We start from the raw sequence: 21,470 nt of genomic DNA, 5'->3' as shown, positions 1-21,470 counted from the left end.
CCGATTGGGGCCGGTTTGTTGCGCATGCTGTCCTTTTACTGCTTCGGACTTCGGGTATAATGCCCGCCTTTGATTTTCCCTCGAGGCGGGTTTTTTATGTCTACGCTCCAGCAGGAAGTCGGTAAACGCCGGACTTTCGCGATCATTTCTCACCCGGATGCGGGTAAGACCACCATTACCGAAAAGGTGCTGTTGTTCGGACAGGCCTTGCAAAAAGCCGGTACCGTGAAAGGCCGGGGTGGCTCTGGTCAGCACGCCAAGTCTGACTGGATGGAGATGGAGAAAGAGCGTGGGATCTCGGTGACCACCTCGGTGATGCAGTTCCCGTACAACGATCGGCTGGTCAATCTGCTCGATACCCCGGGACACGAAGACTTCTCCGAAGACACGTACCGTACGCTGACGGCGGTGGACTCCTGCTTGATGGTGATCGACGCCGCCAAGGGTGTGGAAGATCGAACCCGCAAGCTGATGGAAGTGACCCGCCTGCGTGACACGCCGATTGTGACGTTTATGAACAAATTGGATCGCGACATTCGTGATCCAATGGAAGTGATGGACGAGGTGGAAAGCGAGCTCAACATGATGTGCGCGCCCATCACCTGGCCGATCGGTTGTGGCAAGGAGTTTAAGGGTGTCTACCACCTGCACCGCGACGAGACCATCCTGTACCAGAGCGGTCAGGGCCACACCATTCAAGATCTGAATGTGATTAAAGGTTTGGACAACCCAGAGCTGGACCAAGCCATTGGTGACGATCTGGCCGAGCAGCTGCGCGAGGAGCTGGAGCTGGTGGTAGGCGCATCCAACGAGTTTGATCTGGAGCTGTTCCTGCAAGGCGAGCTGACGCCGGTGTACTTTGGTACCGCACTGGGTAACTTCGGCGTTGACCACATGCTGGACGGCCTGACCGAGTGGGCGCCGGCGCCGCAGCCGCGCGCTACCGACGTGCGCGTGGTCGAAGCCAGTGATGAGAAGTTCTCCGGCTTTGTGTTTAAGATCCAGGCCAATATGGATCCGAAACACCGTGACCGCATCGCCTTTATGCGCATTTGTTCCGGCAAGTACAGCAAGGGCATGAAAATGCGCCATGTGCGCATTGGCAAAGACGTCAGCATCTCCGATGCGGTGACCTTTATGGCGGGCGATCGCTCCCATGCGGAAGAAGCCTTCCCGGGTGACATCATCGGTCTGCACAACCACGGCACCATTCAGATCGGTGACACCTTCTCTCAGGGTGAAGCGTTGAAGTTCACCGGCATTCCGAACTTTGCCCCTGAGATGTTCCGTCGGATCCGTCTGAAGGATCCGCTCAAGCAGAAGCAGCTGCTCAAGGGCCTGGTTCAGCTATCCGAAGAGGGCGCAGTACAGGTGTTCCGTCCGATCGATCGTAACGATCTGATCGTCGGCGCGGTGGGGGTGCTGCAGTTTGAAGTGGTGGTGGCGCGTCTGCGCACCGAGTACAAGGTGGAAGCCGTGTATGAGCCGATCAGCGTCGCAACCGCGCGCTGGGTGACCTGTGACGATGAGCGTAAGCTGGACGAGTTCCGCCGCAAAGCCGGTGTAAACTTGGCGCTGGATGGCGGCGACAGCCTGACCTACATCGCGCCGACCATGGTCAACCTGAACCTGACCATGGAGCGTTACCCGGACATCGAATTCCACAAGACCCGCGAACACTAAATACGAAAGATATCGATAGATATTGTCGACTAAAAGGCTTACACGACGATTTGGGCGTGTAAGCCTTTTTTGCATGGGGTTGTTGGGAGAAAAGGTGCGATAGCGGTTTAGAGTGAGACGGGCTTGAGTTTAACTTTATGAAAAGGGTAATATTTCAACTCATTGAACAAATGATGAGCGTGAAGGCATGGACTCGCCAAAGCACTTGCAAAAGTTTAAGCGCAAACAGTCAAAAGCATCTGCTCTGCAGGATACGGAGCAAGGGGCGCATTCTGCTGATGGCGCGCACCCTTCTAGGCGAAAATCACTGAGAGCTGTGTTATTGGTAGCAGCTATCGGGGTGTCTGTCGCTTTGTTGTGGCCTGCGGGTGGAAGCTCTGATGGTTACAGCGAAAGTGAAGTTATCCAAATGAACCAGCAATTCGAGCTTGCATTGGCTAACGGCAGCTCATTGCTTATTCCGGTTGACATCACGGATAACGCTCAACTCAAAGAAGCAAAAGCTGTGCTCGATTCCAGTGGTCTCGATTCAGCCAATCTTATTCAGCAAGCCGAAGGCGGTTATATAGCGCTGGCATGGGTGACGGTTTGGGACAACCTGGAAGAAGATGGCGACGTCATTGAAGTCAGTGCCAGTGGGGTGAGTTACACCGTTCCAATCCGTCATGCACCGACCAAGATAGTTGTACCCTACTCAATTGATACTCCTTCATTGTCACTAAAAGGCATTCGCGATGGCGGCGGTGGGATCACTGTATCGGCGAAAACTCAACAGGGAGAGATAAGCATTCCTCCTCTCACGGTGGGGCAAACTATGGATTTGAGGTTCTAGATTGTGACTAAGCAACGCATCATGAGATTGGGTATATGGGGAGTCCTCTTTCTTATTGTCAGTGTACTTTCCTACAAAGCTGCATTAGTGATTTGGCTTATCACACTCTTGCTTACAGTGGTTTTTCTTCTCACCTTTTCACAGGCGCTGAACGCTGATATGGCTGAGCTCGTGTTAAGTATCAGGAAGAAGCTGCCTTTTGCTTCTGATTCTGCCGTCTATCCAGCAGCAGTGACCGCGGAGTCCGTACGATCAGACAGTGAGCATGATCAGGAGCAACGCTCTCGCGAGTTGGCAAAGCAAGAGGTACAAGCCAAGCTTGAGCAACTTATCGGTCAGGATGAAGCGCTGGAACAGATCAATGATTTGGTTCTGCAGCTTGAAATGTCGACTCAGAGCGATGATGTGCCTTTGGGAGTCCACTCCCCTGGGATTCTTATCGTTCTATCCGGGCCATCCGGAACCGGGAAAAGCCAGATTGCCGGACTTTTGCCAAAACTGTTTTATGGGTTTGGTGGGTTAAGCAGCCCGAAGTCCATTGAGTTGGACAGAGTGCGCATTGGTGGTAATGATACTGCCGCAAGGCTGAGTCAAGAGCTTGAGGATTTTGGTCGAGGGAGCGTCATTATCGACAAATTTGATTTTCTTTTGGAATCATCTGCCTACTCTGATGAAAAACCTTTAAAGGATGCGGGCGAAGTCTTAGCGGCTTACGCCAAGCAGCATTTACATCAAACGTTGAATATATTGGTTGGCAGTCAGGCGGCTGCCGAGCATTTGCACCATGACGAAGAACAGCAAGGTTGGTTGCGGGACTTCCATTCTGTGTTTATCAATACGCGCGCTCTTAATGCTAGCGAGCTTAGTAAGATCACGTCTCAAATGTTAGCGGCTAAAGGGTGGCAGTTGGATAACGGTGTCCAGGCATTGCTTGAACGCAAAATGGGGCAAGAGATCGGCCGCGGTCGCAGTGAGTTTGATCATGGATTTGAGGCGATCAGAGTCAGTAATCAAATTACGACAGCCGCAGCGACTCGCCGGTCAACGACGAATCAGAAATTCCTTTCCAAGGATGATATTGAAGGAGTGTTGCAATCATGACGAAATTAGAGGGTTCCGGGTTTATCAAAACTTCTCGAAGTCGACAGCCCGAGTCATCTAAAAGGAATGGCTTAGAGGAAGTGCTCAAGGAGTTTGATGAGCTGGTGGGCCTTGAGAACGTCAAAGAAGAGATCAATAAGCTCATAGCCTTTGCCAAGGTGATTAAGCTGCGCAAGGATCGCGATATTCCCGTTGGGGCCATCAACCTTCATATGATCTTTTCCGGTCCCCCAGGCACGGGAAAGACAGAGGTGGCACGTAAGGTTGGGCGTGTATTAAAAGAGATAGGTCTGCTCCAGCGCGGGCACTGTGTTGAGGTTGATCGGGCCGCACTGACGGACGTCTATGTCAATTCCGGCGCGAAGCTCATCACCGACACGGTAAAACAGGCCAAAGACGGCGTGTTATTCATTGATGAGGCGTATACGCTGGCAGGAGGTGATGCGTTATCTGGCCCCGACAGTTCCGGCAAGGAAGTCATCGACACGCTATTGAAGCTGATGGAAGACAATCGAGAGCGCTTGGTGGTCATTGCAGCCGGTTACACTAATGAAATGCGGCGTTTTGTCGATAGCAATCCCGGCCTTCGTTCTAGGTTTTCGCGATTTATCGAGTTTCAGTCTTATGGTGGGGATGAGCTGTTTCAGATCTTCCTGTCGATGGTTAAACGGGGGCACTACGAACTGACACCGGACGCGGAAGAGGTGGCGCGTAAACATATCCAGTGGTTGGGCAATCAGTCCAACGATCCTGAGTTTGGCAATGCCCGAGCCATTCGTCAGTTCTTTGAAAAGATCCTACCTCTTCAGGCAGAGCGTATCGCCTTTACACCCAACTATGAATCCATGACCGACCGTGAGTTGCTGACCATTGACTACGACGACGTCGCATTGGCGACGGAGCTGGATTAATACCATGTTCAAGTCCGTAATTCAGTCTACGCAGCTCATTTACCACCAGGACAGGCTTTGGAAGCATCTGGCCGATTTTTGTATAGCGGCAACCATCGTATTGGCTCTTGGTGGGATGAGAGGTTGTTCAGGTAACTCGTCAAGCAACGCCTCTCAAGGGAGCAGTGCTGTCCCCCCCCCGGCGTTTGGCGCGAAGCAGCAGAGTTCAGGTTCAAGCACGGTAACTATGCCGGTGGATCGAAAGATCCTTGCGAGCGATCAACGGCTGAAGCGTTTCCAAGCGGACTATCAGAAGCTCCCCAAAGCCGCCAGTGATTACGCTCAGTGTCGGCAGCTGGATGGACTCGCAGCGGACATTACGGCTTATGACCGTCAGCGGGCCAAGCCGGTGCATCGGTCAATCCTCAGCCAAATTGAACAGTGCCAAAAAGATGTGGCCCAAAGTGACGCTCGGATGGCAGAATTAGCGACTTCAGCTGATCGCTACAGCGCTGACTCCTCTACCGCTTCTGTGCTTGCACTGAGTCAGTCCATGGACGCGCTGGAAGACTTTGACCAGCCCAGAGTGGATTCGGGAGTTGCCTCTTCCCATGTCGCCCTAGGGCAGCGAGCCCAAATGCTCCGTGATGCCAGTGACGCGCGACTGAATGATTTGAGAACGGTTTACAACCAATACCTCAGTGGCCCGTCATTGCAGGCCGAGAGTGAAGTAATTGAGCTGTTCGAAGCACTTGAGGTGATGGACTCGCAGCGTCAATCGGAAGCTTTAAGCGGACTTTATACCTCTGTCGAAGCCCTCGTGAAAAACGCCAAAATTCGACAAGACGAGTTTACGGCGTTGGAGCAGCTGTCGTTTTCACGCTTGTCGGATCGAGAGTTGGATAGCGCCAGTCGACGGTTGGGCGTGCTGACCGCCACTCCAAACGCGTTACTCTCCCAGTCCCAGCGCAGCAGCCTAACGCGCCTTCGTAATGAGCTGAACCAAGCTTATGGTGAGCGGGTTCAAAAAGCATTGGCAGCGCAGTTGGGTAAAAGCGACCCTCTATTGTTGCAGAGCTTGGCAGAGCGATACGCCATGGCCAATGAGCTCAAACTGGATCTTTCCAGCGTGCTCACAGCATCTGAGCAGCAGGAGCTGAAAGCGATTGCGGAGCATATGGCGAACAGTGACCGGCGGTTAGCGGCGCTGGCACAGGCGGCTGCGAAGGTGGACGCCTCGATGAACAGCGAGAACCTCAATGCATTGCTCAAGGCGCACCAATCTTTATCGGAGTTTGATCGGGAGCGGTTTAGCCAAGAGCATCATGATGCGCAAACGCTGGTGGAAAAAGCGCAAAGCGGTGTGCTGGAAAGCGATGAGCGGCTCAGCCACTACTACACAATGCAGGCTGCGTTTAGCCAATATGGTTGCACTAAGGATGGCCTTGCAAAACTTAGACGTTCGGTCAACGCATTGACCGATCTGGATCGTCAGCGCGGCGGTCAAAAGCTCAGCTCATCACTGAGCGCGATCCAAAGTGATATTTCACGCAGCTATTGTCTGCAATCTAACTCAATCAAACCAGCACTAAGCTTATAAGGATGTGCATATGTTAAAGGGAATTTTTGTGGTGGCAATGTTCTCGTTCTCCGCCTTGGGGTTGGCAGAAACGGTAAATGAAGCACCGAAGGTCTATAAAAAAGGATTGGTGGCCGACGTGTATGTTGAAGATGCCAAATCAGGAACCTGGGCAAACCCTGGCCCTACTGGAGTAATTATTGGTAGCTTCGTTGACGCAAAGCCGCCTTTATTTTCGTTTGGCAATATAAAGCAAGATGACACTGCGTGGTCAATGTTTGCAGGTAGTCACATAGGGCTCAAATGGTCTGGGTACTTTAAGGCTGAAGAAGTCGGAGATTACGTGCTCATGATTACTCGAGACGTGGTAAAGACCAACACGTATACAAATAGCTGTACGTTTGACATTTCTTTGTCTGGGTCTGTAATTAGTAAAGCAGGGTTCAAACATAGTAAAGAGTCCAGTTATTGGAATCGTGATGACACCATGAATACGACCACGCCATTGTCATTGGACAAAGGGTATTACCCCATAGAAATTTGGATGCATTGTGGCGTAACAAAAAGCTACTGGAATGAGTGGGTTAAAGATGTTGATGATATTACTTGGACGATAAAACTAAAGCGCCCTTCAGATAGAATGGTTCAGGTTGCCTCCAGTAGTTTATTTGTTTGGAACTGATGCTCCCTTTTCTGCTAAGTAAGTTATTTACGATTGGTTGGCCACTGTTGTTATGGTGGCTGGTTCGTTATTTGGCCGGTAGTTTGGCGATTGGCAGTGTTTTCTATGGAGCCGCCATTACCGCTGCCCCGGCATTGTTGTTTGCGGTAATGGCACTGGCATGTACTCTTGTTGGCAATCAACGCCAGTACATAGTGGTGTTTGGTTTAGGCAGCGTCTTATCTGGCGGCATTGCGCTTTACTTGGAAGCGGCGCGCTGGCAGCCCTACTTGTCACAAGTGGGTCTTTTTGATCTGGTCCGTCAACTGGATTGGCCGCTACTGCTGTCTGCCTCTGTGTGCTTTTTGTTACCGGCTCTGCCTTTAACGCCCGCAAATCGTTGGTTTCATCTTTGGCGAAGCCAAAAGTTAAGCCGGGGGCTGCATGGCAGTGCCCAGTGGATGACCATGGCAAAGGCCAGAGAGCGACTCAGTAACGGCTCGTTAGTGATTGGTGAAGCCTACGAGCCAAGCAAAGCTCCCAAACTGGGTGGCAAGGCACCGCTGTTGCTGGCGGACGGCAAGGGTGGACATTTACTGACAGTCGCAGGCTCTGGTAGCGGCAAGACCGTCAGCGTCGCGATGCCCAATGTTTTAAACTGGCAGGGCCCACTGGTTGTGCACGATCCCAAGGGAGAGCTGCATCAAGATTGTCACAGACATCGAATGAGAATGGGCCGTAAGGTATTACAACTGAATCCAGCGGCCTTGGATAGCGATACGCTGAATGTACTCGATTGGTTAGAGCCAGACAGTGAATCCGTGGTGGATAATTGCCAAGCCATTGCCAGCTGGCTGTCCGATGGTGAAGGCGAAGGGAAGGACCAGTACTTTGACGCAGAAGCGCAGAAGTTAGTGGTTACTTTATTGCTTTACGTGTTGCTAGAGCCCGAGTTGCCAAGTCAAAAGCGCCACCTCGGCACCGTGCGTGAGTTGCTTGTGAATGGTTATCTGGATAGAACCTTAAAGTACATTGCGGCAAAGGAGGCGGGATTTGCCTTTGGTGTGCCACAGCAGTTTGCGTCAGAGTTATATACCATCTTGACTACCGCAGAGGGGCAGTGGGCGGGAATTTTTGGTCACGCATCTAAGATGACGGCTTGGTTGACTCAGCCTCGTTTAGCAAAATTGGTTTGTGGTGATGCTGGGCGCGGCACGCTGCCTTGCAAGTCTACCGTTGGCACCGAGGTTGATGTTTTCGTTTGTGTTCCGCTTAAGACGTTAGATGCGAATCCCGCTGTGGTGCGTTTGATTATTGGAACGCTGTTGACACTGAAGTATGAAATCCCAGTACAAGCTGAGCCGATACAAACTCTGTTTCTGTTAGATGAAATGCCTCGATTGAAGCGGATGGAGCTGTTGGAAACGGCCCGTGATGCAGGTAGGGGTTTTGGGGTTTTGCTGTGGACCATCATGCAGGATATCGGACAGTTAGAGCGTTACTACCAGTCATCGGGTAGGCAGAGCTGGTTTGAGAATGCTTATATCAAGACCTTCTTCGGTATTAATGATTTTGATACGGCGAAAATGATCTCGGATTCACTAGGGACAACCACGCAGGTACAACAGACTGTCTCTGGCGGGAGGGGGCTGGGAGATTCAACGAGCTTCCAAGCGATTGCCCGACCTCTGCTGACGCCTGAAGAGGTCATGACGATGACGGTAGATGAAGACGGCAACCCGGATGAGCAGATTGTATTTGTTCGAAGTCAACCACCACTTCGCTGTGGAATGGCTAAGCACTATCGTCGAAAGGAGTTTAAGCAATGACTACCAAGCACACAGGGAAGCCAGTGGAAGTCGAGTCCCCTGCATATATCGATGCAGTAAAATCGGCCAGTAAAATCGAAGCAATGATTGTTGCTGGTCACTTAGATAATGATGAGAAGGCCAAGCAAGAAATTAAAGAAACCATCGAATCACTTCGGTCAATAAAGGACGTTGACGAAGAGTGGGAACGAAATTATGTACCGGCGATCTCTGGCGTGAAACCGTTTGTTGATGCGTCTTCGGTACAGGAGTTGGAGTGCAGGGTCATTACGGTAGTTGACAGCAGTGAGCTTCATGGCTGGGTAAAAGACGACCTCAAGGAGTACGGACAAAACTTAGCGAATGTTCATAAGCTCGACGGTAATAAAGAAAAGCAGCTTGGCGTCGGAATCTAAAATATTCCTGAGGTTCAGTCGTATGTACGATGACGCTGTGAGTTCGTTGGGCTTAGTTGCGACGAGATACAACAGCAAACGGGGACAAGCAAAGGCTGTCCCCGTTTGTTTTTGTCACTCACTTAGGTTGAGCTGGGGCTGGAATGATCGGTAAACAGTTGCCCGGCAGTCATCTGTGCAGTTGAAACTTGTATCCCCCAAAGCGCCCCGCTAACTTGGTCGCCAATGAAACTGAATGAGGGTGGTGTTCATGGAGCGGAGCACACTGAGTTATTTGCACGGTTTTGGCAATGAGCATGAAACAGAGGCCTTGCCCGGCGCTTTGCCGCAGGGTCAATTTAGCCCTCAGAGTTGTCCCTATAAGCTGTATGCGGAGCAGCTCAGCACGACCGCCTTTACCGCCCCGCGCGCGCAGAATCGCCGGAGCTGGCTCTACCGCCTGCGTCCCTCTGTGGTGATGGGGGAGTATCTGAGCGTAGATCCCGGCGGGATCCGCACCGCGCCGGACCCCGAAGGTGTGCCTCTACCGAATCTTCTGCGCTGGGATCCGCTGCCCATCGGGCAAGCACCGCAGGACTTTATCGAGGGGTTGGTTTCCATTGCAACTAATGGCGATGCGGCGGCGCAGATGGGGATGGGGATCCACGTCTATCGTGCCGATCGGGGCATGGGTCGCCGGGCATTTTACAGCGCGGACGGTGAATGGTTGCTGATCCCGCAGCAGGGCGTGTTGCGGATCGAGTCTGAGATGGGTCGGTTAACGCTGGCGCCGGGTCAGATCGGGGTGATCCCTCGCGGGGTCAAGTTTCGTATCGAGCTGGAGCAGGGGCCGATCCGAGGGTATGTCTGTGAGAACTATGGTGCGCCGCTGTGTCTGCCTGAGCGCGGTCCGGTTGGGGCCAACGGTTTTGCCAATGATCGCGATTTTGAGTACCCCCACGCCTGGTTCGAGGAGATCGACGCGCCGCATCAGCTGATCTGTAAGTTTGCGGGCCGGCTGTATCAGGCAGCTATGGCGCATTCCCCGTTCGACGTGGTGGCATGGACCGGTAACAGTGCGCCCTATCGCTATGATCTTTCTCGCTTTAATGTGATGAATACCGTCAGCTTTGATCACCCAGATCCCTCTATTTTTACCGTGCTGACCTCGCCGAGTGACACCTGTGGGGTGGCCAACCTGGATTTTGTGATCTTCCCACCGCGCTGGATGGTGGCAGAAAACACCTTCCGGCCGCCTTGGTATCACCGCAATCTGATGAGCGAATTTATGGGCTTGATCAAAGGCCGTTACGACGCCAAAGGGGAGGGATTTGAGCCCGGCGGCATGAGCTTACATAACTGCATGACGCCGCATGGCCCGGAGGCGGCGGTGTTTGAGCAGGCAACTCAGGCCCAATTGGCACCGGAGCGATATCAGGATACCTTGGCCTTTATGCTGGAGTCGCGTTATGCCTTTGCGCCGACGGCGTTTGCGATGGCCAGTGAGCACCGGCAAGCGGATTATCTGTCCTGCTGGGCAGGATTGAACAAACATTTTGATGGCAAGTTGTAAGGGATGACCATGACCAGTTTGAATGAAACCCATGATCCAGCGCTACGTAGCTGGGTCGACAGTGCCAATGCGCCTGAATGTGACTTCCCCATTCAGAACCTGCCGTTTGCGGTGTTTCGCCGCGAGGGCGGTGAAGAGGAGTGGCGCGGCGGTGTTGCCATCGGCGATCAGGTATTGGATCTGGAAGCGCTGCAGCGGCTCCGGCCCTTTATCGGCCTCGCCGCGGAAGCGTTAGAGGCGGCCAGCCTGCCTTGGCTCAACGAGTTCATGGCGATGGGCCAGTCGGCTTGGTCCGCTTTGCGCTTAGCCCTGTCCCGCGCCCTGCGTGTCGGCGCCAGTGGTGAGGCGGACTTTGTTCACTGCTTGGTACCGATGAGCGAGGTCGAATACGGTATGCCCTGCGTGATCGGTGACTACACCGATTTCTATTCCTCTATCTATCACGCGACGGCGGTCGGCAAGCTGTTTCGACCGGACAACCCGTTACTGCCCAACTACAAGTGGGTGCCGATCGGCTACCACGGGCGGGCATCTTCTATTGAGGTGACCGGACAGCGCTTCCATCGGCCGCAGGGCCAGACGAAGGCGCCGGACGCCGGGCAGCCAAGCTTTGGTCCGTGTCAGCGGCTCGATTATGAGCTGGAGATGGGGATCTTCATCGGTGCCGGCAATGAGCTGGGTGTGCCGGTAAACATGGCACAGGCGGAGAGCCATGTGTTTGGCCTGTGTGTGTTTAATGACTGGTCGGCGCGGGATCTGCAGGCGTGGGAGTATCAACCGTTGGGGCCGTTTCTGGCCAAGAGTTTTGCCTCCACCATCTCTCCTTGGATAGTGACTCTGGAAGCGTTGCAGCCTTATCGTCATGCCTTTGTTCGCCCCGAGGGCGATCCGCAACCGCTGCCGTATCTGGATTCTGATCACAACCGGCTTTCGGGGGCGCTGGATATTGAACTTGAGTGCCTGCTGCAAACGCCCGCCATGGCCGAGCAGGACCAGCCTGCGCAGCGACTGTCTCGCTCCAGCTTCCGCCACTCTTATTGGACGGTGGCGCAGATGGTGACGCACCATACCGTCAATGGCTGCAACCTGCAGCCGGGCGATCTGTTGGGCACCGGCACGCAGTCGGGCCCTGCGCCGGAGGAGGCCGGCTCACTGCTGGAGCTGACCTGTGGTGGTAAGCAGGCGATCACCTTGGCCAATGGGGAGCAACGCACCTTCTTGGAGGATGGCGATACTGTGGTGATGCGCGGGGTTTGTGCCAAACCCGGGCTACCGCGGATCGGTTTTGGCGAGGTGAGTGGCACGGTGTTGCCGCTGCGCCAGTGAGTCGGGGGGCGTATGAAACTGTATGGTTACTATCGCTCTTCGGCGGCCTATCGTGTGCGGATCGCGCTGAATTTGAAGGGGTTGGCTTATCAATCGGTGCCGGTCAATTTACTGCGGGGCGAGCAAGGCGGTGAGGATTATGCTCAGGTGAACCCGCAACAATTGGTGCCGAGTCTGGTGTTGGACGATGGCGCCGTATTAACCCAGTCCGGGGCGATCTTGGAGTATCTTGAGGCGCGCTATCCCGAGCCTGCGCTGTTGCCGACGGATCCGGTGCTCGCGGCGCAGCTTCGGGCGGCGTGTCAGGTGATCGGCTGTGACATCCACCCGATCGCTAATCTGCGGGTGCAAAACTACCTGCAGGCTGAACTGGGCGTGGAAGTGGCGCAGAAAGGGCGGTGGATCCGCCATTGGATCGGCCAGGGCTTCGGCGCTCTGGAGCGCCAATTAGCGACGAAGCCGGCCTGGTACAGTGAGCAGGCCAACCTGCTGGATCTGTATCTGATCCCGCAGATCTATAACGCGCGACGGTTTGAGCTGGATATGGCGCCTTATCCCCACTTGCTCGCAGCTGAAGCGCGTTGTGGCGCATTACCGGCGTTCGTTGATGCCTTGCCGCAGCATCAGCCGGATGCGGTATAGCTTCGCTCAGGGTTGCTGAAGTTGGGCGTCGAGCTTATCGAGGATCCGCAGCCGATCCCGGTATTCGGTGACGCTCAATACTTGCAGTAGCTCCGCCTCCCATGCCAGTGCTTCGGGCGCGATCTGGTGGTAAAGCGCCCAGCCGGCGGCGGACAGCGACAAGACGTTGGCGCGGTTGTCGCTGGGATCGAGCGCTTTGAGCAGGCAATCTTTGGCGTCGAGCGCTTTCACCCCGCGCGAGATCTTGGTTTGTTCATCTCGGTTAACGCACCGATGGCTTTGGCGTTGAGCTGCTCGCTACGGGCCAGCTGCGCCAGGCTCCGCCAATCTGCCATGGTGATCTCAAAAGGCGGCTGCTGGTCGATCTGAGCCAGCGGATGGCTGATCCTATGGGCCAAGCTAACCAAGCGGTAGGGTCGGAAATGTTGCAGCTCAGCGGTCTGGGGGGAAAAAGCGCGCAGAGGTTATCATAAAGCACCCAAAACAAAGGTTTGTCCCATTCTGTCGTCGCCGTGGTGTGCTTGTAATGGCTTTTGCCGGTGTCCGTCGTCGCTAAGCTTTACGCCACTTGCTACAGTACCGAGCGAGATCTTCGGCGATTGGGAGCAAAGATGGCGTGGTTGAAGCGATGGTGGCAACGATATTGTGATCTGCTGGATGGGCTGGGGTTGACGCCGGAGGCGCGGCGTTGTTGCGTTCCCTTGGATGAGCGGGCGCAGCAAGCGCTGAAACGAGGAGAGCGCTCCAAGGCGGTGGATGATGTTGATCGATAGCCATTGTCATCTTGATCTGCCCCCCTTGGCTGGGGAGCTCGACGCGGTGCTTGCTCGAGCGGCGGCTCAGGGGGTCAGCGGCTACCTGGTGCCTGCGGTGGATCGCGGCCATTGGCCCGCGCTTGAGTGCTTAAGTCAGCGCGATGCTTCGGTTGCCGTGGCGATCGGCTTACATCCTTGTTTTGCCCATCAGCCCGATGACGTCGAGCACATGGCTGCGCGGCTCTCTGTGCCGCACCCTTATGTCGCGATAGGAGAGTGTGGCCTGGATGCCATCGGCTCGCCGCTGCCGCTGCCGCAGCAGGAGCACTTATGCCGCGCTCAATTGAGGTTGGCGCAGCAACATGAGTTACCCGTGATCCTGCATGTGCGTAAGGCCCATAATGAACTGCTAAGGCTGCTTAATGAGATCCCGTTAAGCGCCGGCGGCGTGGTGCACGGATTCAGCGGCAGTACCGCCTTGGCGCAGCAGTATATTAAGCGCGGCTTGAAGTTGGGGATCGGTGGCACCATCACCTACCCACGCGCCGCCAAAACACGCGCGGCCGTGGCAGCGCTGCCCCTGACCTCCTTGCTGCTTGAGACCGACAGCCCAGATATGCCTATCTGCGGCCATCAGGGCGAGACCAATGAGCCGGCGCGCTTGCCTCACATATTGTCACAGTTAGCCCGGTTGCGTGGGTGCGATCCCAAAGAGTTGATCGAGCCTTTAGCATACAATGTCGCTGAGCTGTTCCCACGCTGGCAGTGTCAGCCTCAAATTACGGCCGCTAACCCTTCAATTTCTGATTAAAATTCACGCACACCCATCGCTGGGAAGTCCAACTGCTATGGTTATTCGAGTCCGTAGTGAGTACTGGATCGATCATGGGTGTGTGAATTGCTGTGAAGTGATGACGGCCAAAGCTGGCCGAATTGAATTCAAAATCGGTGGTAAGTCACAATTATTACCGTTTGTCTGAGGCTTTTTGCCGAAGTGATCAGTATAATCTCGCCGTTTTCTAGATTGATGTGCTCTACACGTCAGCGAAGTCCAAATAAAGAGGATAATGGGTCAATGAGTATTGTGATGAGTCTGGTAGGGGTCGTCACCCTGCTGGCAATCGCCTTTGGTTTGTCGTCAAACCGCAGCGCGATCAACTGGCGCACCGTGGGTGGCGCGTTTGCGATCCAAGCAACACTGGGTGCTTTCGTACTGTATTTTCCACCGGGACAGCGCATTCTTGGCGCTATTTCCGAAGCCGTTTCCTCCGTGATTGGTTACGCCAACGACGGGATCGGTTTCCTGTTTGGTGATCTGGCCCAGTTCAAAGTGGGCTTTATCTTTGCCATTAACGTTCTGCCGATCATCGTGTTCTTCTCCTCGCTGATCGCGGTGCTGTACTACATCGGTGTGATGCAGTGGGTCATCCGCTTCATCGGTGGTGCGTTGCAAAAGGCGCTGGGTACTTCTCGCCCTGAGTCCATGTCTGCTACCGCCAACATCTTTGTGGGCCAGACCGAAGCGCCACTGGTGGTGCGTCCGTTTATCCCAACCATGACCCGCTCTGAGCTGTTCGCCATTATGGTGGGCGGCCTGGCGTCTGTTGCTGGTTCTGTACTGGCCGGTTACGCCGGTTTGGGCGTGCCACTGGAGTACTTGATCGCGGCGTCCTTCATGGCGGCCCCGGGTGGTCTGATGATGGCCAAGCTGATGGAGCCAGAAACTGAAGAAGCCAACCAGGACGTACAAGATCTGGAAGAAGCTGCTGACAAGCCTGCCAACGTATTGGATGCCGCTGCTGCGGGCGCCTCTTCCGGTATGCAACTGGCGCTGAACGTGGGTGCTATGCTGTTGGCCTTCATCGGTTTGATCGCCATGCTGAACGGGATCATCGGCTGGGCCGGTGGTCTGGTGGGCTTCGAAGGCCTGAGCCTGGAGATCATCCTGGGTTACGTCTTCGCCCCATTGGCCTTCCTGATGGGTGTGCCTTGGGAAGAGGCCACCGTGGCAGGTTCGTTCATCGGTCAGAAGATCGTGGTGAACGAATTTGTTGCTTACATCAACTTGGCGCCATACCTGAGCGGCGAAATGCTGATCAACGGTGTTGAGATGACGCCTCGTACCCAGGCTATCTTGTCCTTCGCGTTGTGTGGCTTCGCCAACCTGAGCTCCATTGCCATCCTGTTGGGCGGCTTGGGCGCCATGGCTCCATCCCGCCGCCACGATCTGGCGCAGCTGGGTATGCGTGCGGTGATCGCCGGCTCCCTGTCGAACCTGATGAGTGCGACGCTGGCGGGTCTGTTCTTGGGCCTGTCCATGTAATTACTCGCTTAGCGAGCACAAACGGTCACCTTTGGGTGGCCGTTTTTTTTCGCCAATCTTTGGTACCGCGTATGGAGCAGTGGTTTTTCATCGGTTGGCGAGGTCGCATCCCATGCGCAGGAGAGCGCCATTTAGCCCAGCGAGCGACACTTCTCGCCCTATCGCCTGCTGTTCCCCTCCTTGGGCTTCCTTACTCGTACGCTTGCCGAGCCGGTGTCATGGCGCCCATCAATGGCTGCTGTGCTCGTTCTGATAGCAGCCTCCGAGGGCAACGGCTCTGTACAGAGGTTTCCTCCCCTTTTTCTGCACTAACATGGCGTTTGCTGCTGACTTGACTAAGGTTTATCAGACCATGAATGCGTTTCGATGGTTTGAAAACGTCAACGGTGACAATAAGAGGATGCAGGAGAGATGGCATGAGGATCGTACCCATTGCTTTGGCCGCGGTGGCCTTGTCTGCGCCGGTACAGGCTGAGTACCTGTATGGCTTCGCGGATGTGAACATTAACTATCTGGATTGGACCTCGGGTACTGAGCGGGATTCGGGGGGATTTAAAGAGGATTTCTACTACATCGAGTTGGAAGGTGGGGCTGGGTTTGATTGGGGCGATGTCTACGGCTTCTTCGACATGGAAAACACCTTTGAAGGCAATGACACCCAGGACGATGGTACCGACCGCTTTGAGGGCAACAGCTCGTTTCGGATCGCCGCAAAGTTTTCCGTCGGTTATAACGTCTGGAATAATTGGCAAGGCTATTTCCAGAATTACTACGCCATGGGCGGCGGATTCTATGACAGCACCACGGTGATCGGGGTGCGCTATAAGATCTTTACCGAATCCGGCTTCTGGATGACGCCGTTTCTCGGCATGAACTACACCCGAACCGACAGCTGGACCGGGGTCAATGGTGGCATGCTTGGTTGGGTGCTGGGCTACGATTTTTCGGTATCGGATCAGAAGTTTTCCATCTCTAACTGGCATGAAACCGAGTTTGGCCGTGACGATAACTACAGCGGCAGTGGCGGCGGTGGCTCGACCGGGCACAACGGTGCGCTGGCGTTTTGGTGGCATCTACCTGTGCCGGAAAACGTGACCCTCGGCCTGCAGTACCGTTATTTTGATAATAAATTAGGCCAAGCCGGATACGGTGACGCCATCATCTATACGGTCAAGTACAATTTCTAAGCAAGCCCCTCTTCTCCCCAAAAGGCCGGCGGACGTCGGCCTTTTTCATTCCCGTTGTTTCACACCCGGCTGTGAACGCTTGTTTGCCTGTGTTTTTTTTGACCGTAGTATGAGTCGCTGGCGATAAAAATGCGAAGGAGAGCACAAAAAGACACATGAAATCACATCCGTGATTGTTTCATTGGTTCATCCGAATACAATTCGTCCCGCCAGCAGGGAAGAGGGCACACAGATATTGAAGAATTGTCTTTTGAGTAGGTTGATGATGAACAAATTGAACACCCTGGCCGTTGCTGGCGCCGCCGCCCTTGCCCTGTCTGCCCCAGTTTCAGCTGAGTACCTGTATGGTTTCGGCTCAGTGTCTGCCAACTACCTGGATTGGACCGATAAAACCGAAGAGCGCGCCGGTAAAGGTGACTTCCTGTTTTTGGAAGCCGAAGGCGGTGCGGGTTTTACCTGGGGTGACGTTTACGGCTTCATCGACTTAGAAAACCCATTTGCCGGTAGCGGTCACGATGACGCAAACAAAGATACTCGAACTGCCATCAAAGGCAACGTGGGTATCAACACCCCGGTCGACAACGTGCAGTTGTTTGCTCAGGTTTACAACCTAGCTGATTCTTCCGGCTATAACGTGGTAAACCAGAAATACGGTCTGCGTTACACCCTGTTTACCGAGTCTGGTTTCTGGGCCAAGCCATTCATTGCCACTCATTACGCACACAATAGCTATGACGGTGGCGGTTTTGCTGGCCTGACTGGTGGCACCATCGGCTGGGTAGCCGGTTATGACTTCCAGGCTGCGGGTCAGAAGTTCTCCGTATCCAACTGGCACGAGACCGATTTTGCCCGCGATGAAGCCTACAACGAAGATTCTGTTGGCCACGATGGCGCGATCGCGCTGTGGTGGCATGCCACTGACAATCTGACTGCCGGCCTACAGTACCGTTACTCCCACAATAACCTGGGTAGCGCAACCTACCAGGACGGTATGATCTACACCGTTAAGTACAACTTCTAAATGTGAATATTTGCGCTGTGTCGTGCGACACAGGCGTTAAAATGCGAACACATTGTTCTCTAGGGTCTGCCAATTGGCAGACCCTTTTGTTATTCTTGACAAAATTTTGGCGGGAAAATGGATTTTTCGCGAGGATTGGCCTCTCTACGAAGAGGATCGACCTTTGATCTTCAAGGAACCAAGTCCGCGTCGCCTAGCTGTGACGAGACCGGGTTCGCTGTGCCTGAAAATCGGGCACTTCTGTGCCGTGCCGTTACGGTGCCGGTGAGTGAACTTATCTATACTGCTTACTTACTACAGAATTGGAGATCTCCATGAGCGATCTGAATGCAGCCGCCTTGCGCGCTTTGACTTTGATGGATCTGACCACCCTGAATGACGACGACACCGATCAGAAGGTGATCGACCTGTGTCATAAGGCCAAATCGCCTGCCGGAAACACGGCTGCGATCTGCATCTACCCACGCTTTATCCCGATCGCCCGCAAGACCCTGCGCGAGATCGGCGCTGAGCAAGTTCAGATCGCCACCGTGACCAACTTCCCACACGGCAACGATGACATCGAGATCGCAGTGGCTGAAACCAAAGCGGCGGTGGCCTACGGTGCAGACGAAGTGGATGTGGTGTTCCCTTACCGCGCCTTTATGGCGGGTAACGAGCAGATCGGCTTTGATCTGGTGAAGGCCTGTAAAGAAGCCTGTGGTGAGGTGCTGCTGAAGGTGATCATCGAAACCGGTGAGCTGAAAGAGGAAGCCTTGATCCGCAAGGCGTCTGAGATCTGCATCGATGCCGGCGCCGACTTCATCAAAACCTCCACCGGTAAGGTGCCCGTCAATGCGACTCTGGAGTCCGCTCGCATCATGATGGAAGTGATCGCCGCGAAAGATACCAAGGTCGGCTTTAAGCCAGCCGGCGGTGTTCGCAACGCTGAGCAAGCCAGCGAGTATTTGGCACTGGCCGCGTCCATTCTAGGTAATGACTGGGTGAGCCCGCGTACCTTCCGCTTCGGCGCGTCCAGCCTGCTGGCCAGCCTACTGGCGACCTTGGGGCATGGTGATAAGCCAGCCGAAGGCCAAGGTTACTGATCCGGATGAGGGGAAGGCTTGCCCTTCCCCTTATTGCATGGAGCTAGCTATGTTTTTACCGCAAGAGATCATTAAAAAAAAGCGTGATAACCAGCCGCTGAGTGCTGAGGAGATCCACTTTTTCTGCCAAGGGATCGCCGACGGATCGATCAGTGAAGGTCAGATCGCGGCGTTCGCCATGACGGTGTACTTTAATGATATGACCATGCCCGAGCGGGTGGCGCTGACCGAAGGGATGCGTGACTCCGGGGTCGTGCTCAGTTGGGATGATATGGGCTTTGATGGCCCGGTGATCGATAAGCACTCCACCGGCGGCGTCGGTGACTGCGTATCTTTGATGCTGGGACCGATCATCGCGGCCTGTGGGGGCTATGTGCCGATGATCTCCGGTCGTGGCCTGGGTCACACCGGCGGCACCTTGGATAAGTTGGAGTCCATTCCCGGCTACAACATCACGCCGGATAATGCGACCTTCCGTCGTGTGGTGAAGCAGGCGGGGATCGCCATCATCGGCCAGACCGGTGAGTTGGCTCCCGCCGACAAGCGTATGTACGCCACCCGTGACGTGACGGCGACGGTAGATTCCATCTCGCTGATCACCGCTTCCATCCTGTCGAAGAAACTGGCCTCTGGGCTGGACGCTTTGGTGATGGATGTAAAAGTGGGCAGTGGCGCCTTTATGCCAACCTATGAGGCATCTGAGCAGTTGGCCCAGAGCATCGTTGATGTGGCCAATGGCGCAGGGGTGCCGACCACGGCACTGCTGACCGATATGAACCAAGTACTGGCTTCCAGCGCGGGTAACGCGGTGGAGATCCGCGAGGCGGTGCGTTTCTTAAACGGCGAATACCGTAACCCCCGCTTGTTGGAGATCACCCTGGCTCAGGGGGCCGAGCTGCTGGTGCTGGGGAAATTGGCTGAGACGGTTGCCCAAGGGCGTGAGCAGATGCTGGCGGTATTGGACAATGGCGAAGCCCTCAAACGTTTTAGCCTGATGGTTGAAGGTTTGGGTGGCCCGGCGGATTTTGTCGCGCGCTACGGTGAGTATCTGCCGCAAGCGGCGGTGATCAAGCCGGTGATGGCGCAGGCAAGCGGTTATGTTGCAGCCATGGACACCCGTGCGATTGGCATGGCGGTGGTAAATCTCGGCGGTGGCCGTAAGGTGGCCAGTGACGAGATCGATCACAGCGTGGGCTTTGAGCAGCTGTGTGTATTGGGGCAAGCAGTAATGGCTGACACGCCATTGGCGCTGTTGTCGGCGCGCGATGAAGCGTCCTGGCAGCAAGCCGCGCAAGCGCTGCGCCATGCGATCACCTTGAGCGATGAGGCTCCGGCCTTGGCTCAGGAGATCTATCGGGTGATCCGCAAATAAATCGTGACGAGGAGGAAGGTATGGCTCGAGCTATCGTGCTGATGATGGATTCTTTTGGGGTGGGGGCGACCGACGATGCTGATCAATTCGGTGATGTCGGTGCCGACACCTTTGGCAGCATTGCCCGGGTCTGCGCCGAAGGCGGCGCTGAGGTCGGTCGCAGCGGCCCTTTGAACTTGCCAAACCTAACCCGGTTGGGCTTGGCTCGACTGGCGTTTGACAGTACCGGTCAGGTGCCAGCTGGCTTTAATCTGGAAGCGCAAGTGACCGGAGCCTATGGTTTTGCTGCAGAGCTGTCTTCGGGCAAAGACACTCCGAGTGGTCACTGGGAGATGGCCGGTGTGCCGGTTTTGTACGAGTGGGGCTACTTCACCGATAAGCAAAACAGCTTTCCGGCCGAGTTGACCGACAAGATCTTACAGCGTGCGGGCTTGACCAGCTTCCTGGGCAACTGCCACGCATCGGGCACCACCATTCTGGAGCGCTTGGGTGAAGAGCATGTGCGTACAGGCGCGCCGATCTTCTATACCTCGTCAGACAGCGTGTTCCAGATCGCTTGTCATGAAGAGAGCTTTGGCCTAGAGAGCTTGTACGAACTGTGCCGGATCGCCCGTGAAGAGCTTGAGCCTTATAACATTGGCCGCGTGATCGCGCGTCCGTTTGTCGGTACCAGTGCGATGGATTTTGCCCGGACGGGGAATCGTAAAGATTACGCGGTTGAGCCACCAGCGCCGACGGTACTGGATAAGTTGGTTGAAGCGGGCGGAGAGGTGATCTCCGTCGGCAAGATCGCTGACATTTATGCCCATCGTGGCATTACACAAAAAGTGAAGGCGACCGGATTGGACGCCTTGTGGGACGCGACTTTGCAAGCGGTGGATGATGCCGGTGCGCAAAGCTTGGTGTTCACAAACTTTGTCGATTTTGACTCCTCCTTCGGACATCGCCGTGATCTGAACGGCTATGCTGGAGCCTTGGAGTACTTTGATACTCGTTTACCTGAGTTGATCGCGCGGTTGAAAGAGGACGACATCGTCATCATCACCGCGGATCACGGTTGTGATCCGACCTGGACCGGGACGGATCACACCCGCGAGCACGTGCCGGTGATCCTGTTTGGACCCGGCGTGGCTGCGCGTAACTTAGGAAAACGCGATACGTTTGCCGATATCGGACAAAGCTTGGCCGCACATTTGGGCCTGGCACCGATGGACTACGGTAAATCCTTTCTGTAACT

The 21,470-nt window shown here is 54.8% G+C and carries 20 protein-coding genes; 19 read left to right on the top strand and 1 reads right to left on the bottom strand.

The window, feature by feature from the left end:
- Window positions 1–96: 96 nt before the first annotated feature.
- The 11 genes from prfC to maiA all read left to right on the top strand — a co-directional run bounded on the left by prfC (window position 97) and on the right by maiA (window position 12,490).
- Window positions 97–1,683, top strand: coding sequence for a peptide chain release factor 3 (gene prfC / locus ABEA08_RS03525; RefSeq protein WP_345333373.1), 1,587 nt, complete (start codon window positions 97–99; stop codon window positions 1,681–1,683).
- Window positions 1,684–1,870: 187 nt separating this feature from the next.
- A complete protein-coding gene (locus tag ABEA08_RS03520; RefSeq protein ID WP_345333371.1) occupies window positions 1,871–2,515 on the top strand; it encodes a hypothetical protein in 645 nt (214 codons plus the stop codon).
- A 3-nt stretch (window positions 2,516–2,518) separates the two neighbouring features.
- On the top strand, window positions 2,519–3,616 hold the full coding sequence (locus tag ABEA08_RS03515) for a hypothetical protein (protein ID WP_345333369.1): 1,098 nt from the start codon (window positions 2,519–2,521) through the stop codon (window positions 3,614–3,616).
- Entirely contained in the window at window positions 3,613–4,527 is a 915-nt protein-coding gene (locus ABEA08_RS03510; protein ID WP_345333367.1) for an AAA family ATPase, read from the top strand. The genes ABEA08_RS03515 and ABEA08_RS03510 overlap by 4 nt, the downstream gene beginning before the upstream one ends.
- Window positions 4,528–4,753: 226 nt before the next feature.
- Entirely contained in the window at window positions 4,754–6,106 is a 1,353-nt protein-coding gene (locus tag ABEA08_RS03505; protein WP_345333365.1) for a hypothetical protein, read from the top strand.
- A gap of 10 nt (window positions 6,107–6,116) precedes the next feature.
- The gene (locus ABEA08_RS03500; RefSeq protein ID WP_345333363.1) at window positions 6,117–6,767 is read left to right on the top strand and encodes a hypothetical protein; all 651 of its coding nucleotides are present in this window, start codon (window positions 6,117–6,119) and stop codon (window positions 6,765–6,767) included.
- Window positions 6,767–8,575, top strand: coding sequence for a type IV secretory system conjugative DNA transfer family protein (locus ABEA08_RS03495; RefSeq protein WP_345333437.1), 1,809 nt, complete (start codon window positions 6,767–6,769; stop codon window positions 8,573–8,575). Before ABEA08_RS03500 ends, ABEA08_RS03495 begins: the two co-directional genes overlap by 1 nt.
- Window positions 8,572–8,970: a hypothetical protein gene (locus ABEA08_RS03490; protein ID WP_345333361.1), complete on the top strand. Its 399-nt coding sequence runs from the start codon at window positions 8,572–8,574 to the stop codon at window positions 8,968–8,970. The genes ABEA08_RS03495 and ABEA08_RS03490 overlap by 4 nt, the downstream gene beginning before the upstream one ends.
- Before the next feature lie 250 nt (window positions 8,971–9,220).
- Window positions 9,221–10,522: a homogentisate 1,2-dioxygenase gene (gene hmgA, locus ABEA08_RS03485; protein WP_345333359.1), complete on the top strand. Its 1,302-nt coding sequence runs from the start codon at window positions 9,221–9,223 to the stop codon at window positions 10,520–10,522.
- Window positions 10,523–10,531: 9 nt separating this feature from the next.
- On the top strand, window positions 10,532–11,848 hold the full coding sequence (gene fahA, locus ABEA08_RS03480) for a fumarylacetoacetase (RefSeq protein ID WP_345333357.1): 1,317 nt from the start codon (window positions 10,532–10,534) through the stop codon (window positions 11,846–11,848).
- Between the two features lie 12 nt (window positions 11,849–11,860).
- On the top strand, window positions 11,861–12,490 hold the full coding sequence (gene maiA, locus ABEA08_RS03475; protein ID WP_345333355.1) for a maleylacetoacetate isomerase: 630 nt from the start codon (window positions 11,861–11,863) through the stop codon (window positions 12,488–12,490).
- Between the two features lie 6 nt (window positions 12,491–12,496).
- Here the strand turns inward: maiA and ABEA08_RS03470 are convergent, their stop codons facing one another.
- On the bottom strand, window positions 12,497–12,721 hold the full coding sequence (locus tag ABEA08_RS03470; RefSeq protein WP_345333353.1) for a MarR family winged helix-turn-helix transcriptional regulator: 225 nt from the start codon (window positions 12,719–12,721) through the stop codon (window positions 12,497–12,499).
- Between the two features lie 380 nt (window positions 12,722–13,101).
- Here ABEA08_RS03470 and ABEA08_RS03465 point away from each other — a divergent pair, with 380 nt between their 5' ends.
- The 8 genes from ABEA08_RS03465 (at window position 13,102) to ABEA08_RS03430 (ending at window position 21,468) form a co-directional block, all read left to right on the top strand.
- Entirely contained in the window at window positions 13,102–13,263 is a 162-nt protein-coding gene (locus tag ABEA08_RS03465) for a hypothetical protein (protein WP_345333351.1), read from the top strand.
- Window positions 13,247–14,056, top strand: a complete 810-nt coding sequence (locus ABEA08_RS03460) for a TatD family hydrolase (protein WP_345333350.1) — start codon at window positions 13,247–13,249, stop codon at window positions 14,054–14,056. Before ABEA08_RS03465 ends, ABEA08_RS03460 begins: the two co-directional genes overlap by 17 nt.
- 264 nt (window positions 14,057–14,320) lie before the next feature.
- Window positions 14,321–15,568, top strand: coding sequence for a NupC/NupG family nucleoside CNT transporter (locus ABEA08_RS03455; protein ID WP_345333348.1), 1,248 nt, complete (start codon window positions 14,321–14,323; stop codon window positions 15,566–15,568).
- A gap of 416 nt (window positions 15,569–15,984) precedes the next feature.
- On the top strand, window positions 15,985–16,755 hold the full coding sequence (locus ABEA08_RS03450) for an outer membrane protein OmpK (protein ID WP_345333346.1): 771 nt from the start codon (window positions 15,985–15,987) through the stop codon (window positions 16,753–16,755).
- Window positions 16,756–17,017: 262 nt separating this feature from the next.
- Window positions 17,018–17,776 (top strand): outer membrane protein OmpK, encoded by a 759-nt coding sequence (locus ABEA08_RS03445; protein WP_345333344.1) that lies wholly within the window; start codon window positions 17,018–17,020, stop codon window positions 17,774–17,776.
- 314 nt (window positions 17,777–18,090) lie between these two features.
- Window positions 18,091–18,861 (top strand): deoxyribose-phosphate aldolase, encoded by a 771-nt coding sequence (gene deoC, locus ABEA08_RS03440; RefSeq protein WP_345333342.1) that lies wholly within the window; start codon window positions 18,091–18,093, stop codon window positions 18,859–18,861.
- 49 nt (window positions 18,862–18,910) lie between these two features.
- Window positions 18,911–20,233 carry a thymidine phosphorylase gene (gene deoA, locus ABEA08_RS03435; protein ID WP_345333340.1) on the top strand — a complete coding sequence of 441 codons (1,323 nt, stop codon included), beginning with the start codon at window positions 18,911–18,913 and terminating at the stop codon, window positions 20,231–20,233.
- Window positions 20,234–20,253: 20 nt separating this feature from the next.
- Complete coding sequence (locus ABEA08_RS03430; protein WP_345333338.1) at window positions 20,254–21,468, top strand: phosphopentomutase; 1,215 nt, start codon at window positions 20,254–20,256, stop codon at window positions 21,466–21,468.
- Window positions 21,469–21,470 lie beyond the last annotated feature (2 nt).

It is taken from the genome of Ferrimonas pelagia, assembly GCF_039543565.1.
Lineage (GTDB): Bacteria > Pseudomonadota > Gammaproteobacteria > Enterobacterales > Shewanellaceae > Ferrimonas > Ferrimonas pelagia.
Note: the sequence above shows the minus strand (reverse complement) of the source record. Positions and strands in the feature narration are given on the sequence as shown.

Bases quoted from the DNA above. Each gene is read 5' to 3' on its own strand.
- prfC (WP_345333373.1), top strand. From the start codon at position 97: ATGTCTACGCTCCAGCAGGAAGTCGGTAAACGCCGGACTTTCGCGATC.
- ABEA08_RS03520 (WP_345333371.1), top strand. From the start codon at position 1,871: ATGGACTCGCCAAAGCACTTGCAAAAGTTTAAGCGCAAACAGTCAAAA.
- ABEA08_RS03510 (WP_345333367.1), top strand. From the start codon at position 3,613: ATGACGAAATTAGAGGGTTCCGGGTTTATCAAAACTTCTCGAAGTCGA.
- ABEA08_RS03505 (WP_345333365.1), top strand. From the start codon at position 4,754: ATGCCGGTGGATCGAAAGATCCTTGCGAGCGATCAACGGCTGAAGCGT.
- ABEA08_RS03500 (WP_345333363.1), top strand. From the start codon at position 6,117: ATGTTAAAGGGAATTTTTGTGGTGGCAATGTTCTCGTTCTCCGCCTTG.
- ABEA08_RS03495 (WP_345333437.1), top strand. From the start codon at position 6,767: ATGCTCCCTTTTCTGCTAAGTAAGTTATTTACGATTGGTTGGCCACTG.
- ABEA08_RS03490 (WP_345333361.1), top strand. From the start codon at position 8,572: ATGACTACCAAGCACACAGGGAAGCCAGTGGAAGTCGAGTCCCCTGCA.
- hmgA (WP_345333359.1), top strand. From the start codon at position 9,221: ATGGAGCGGAGCACACTGAGTTATTTGCACGGTTTTGGCAATGAGCAT.
- fahA (WP_345333357.1), top strand. From the start codon at position 10,532: ATGACCAGTTTGAATGAAACCCATGATCCAGCGCTACGTAGCTGGGTC.
- maiA (WP_345333355.1), top strand. From the start codon at position 11,861: ATGAAACTGTATGGTTACTATCGCTCTTCGGCGGCCTATCGTGTGCGG.
- ABEA08_RS03465 (WP_345333351.1), top strand. From the start codon at position 13,102: ATGGCGTGGTTGAAGCGATGGTGGCAACGATATTGTGATCTGCTGGAT.
- ABEA08_RS03460 (WP_345333350.1), top strand. From the start codon at position 13,247: ATGATGTTGATCGATAGCCATTGTCATCTTGATCTGCCCCCCTTGGCT.
- ABEA08_RS03455 (WP_345333348.1), top strand. From the start codon at position 14,321: ATGAGTATTGTGATGAGTCTGGTAGGGGTCGTCACCCTGCTGGCAATC.
- ABEA08_RS03450 (WP_345333346.1), top strand. From the start codon at position 15,985: ATGAGGATCGTACCCATTGCTTTGGCCGCGGTGGCCTTGTCTGCGCCG.
- ABEA08_RS03445 (WP_345333344.1), top strand. From the start codon at position 17,018: ATGATGAACAAATTGAACACCCTGGCCGTTGCTGGCGCCGCCGCCCTT.
- deoC (WP_345333342.1), top strand. From the start codon at position 18,091: ATGAGCGATCTGAATGCAGCCGCCTTGCGCGCTTTGACTTTGATGGAT.
- deoA (WP_345333340.1), top strand. From the start codon at position 18,911: ATGTTTTTACCGCAAGAGATCATTAAAAAAAAGCGTGATAACCAGCCG.
- ABEA08_RS03430 (WP_345333338.1), top strand. From the start codon at position 20,254: ATGGCTCGAGCTATCGTGCTGATGATGGATTCTTTTGGGGTGGGGGCG.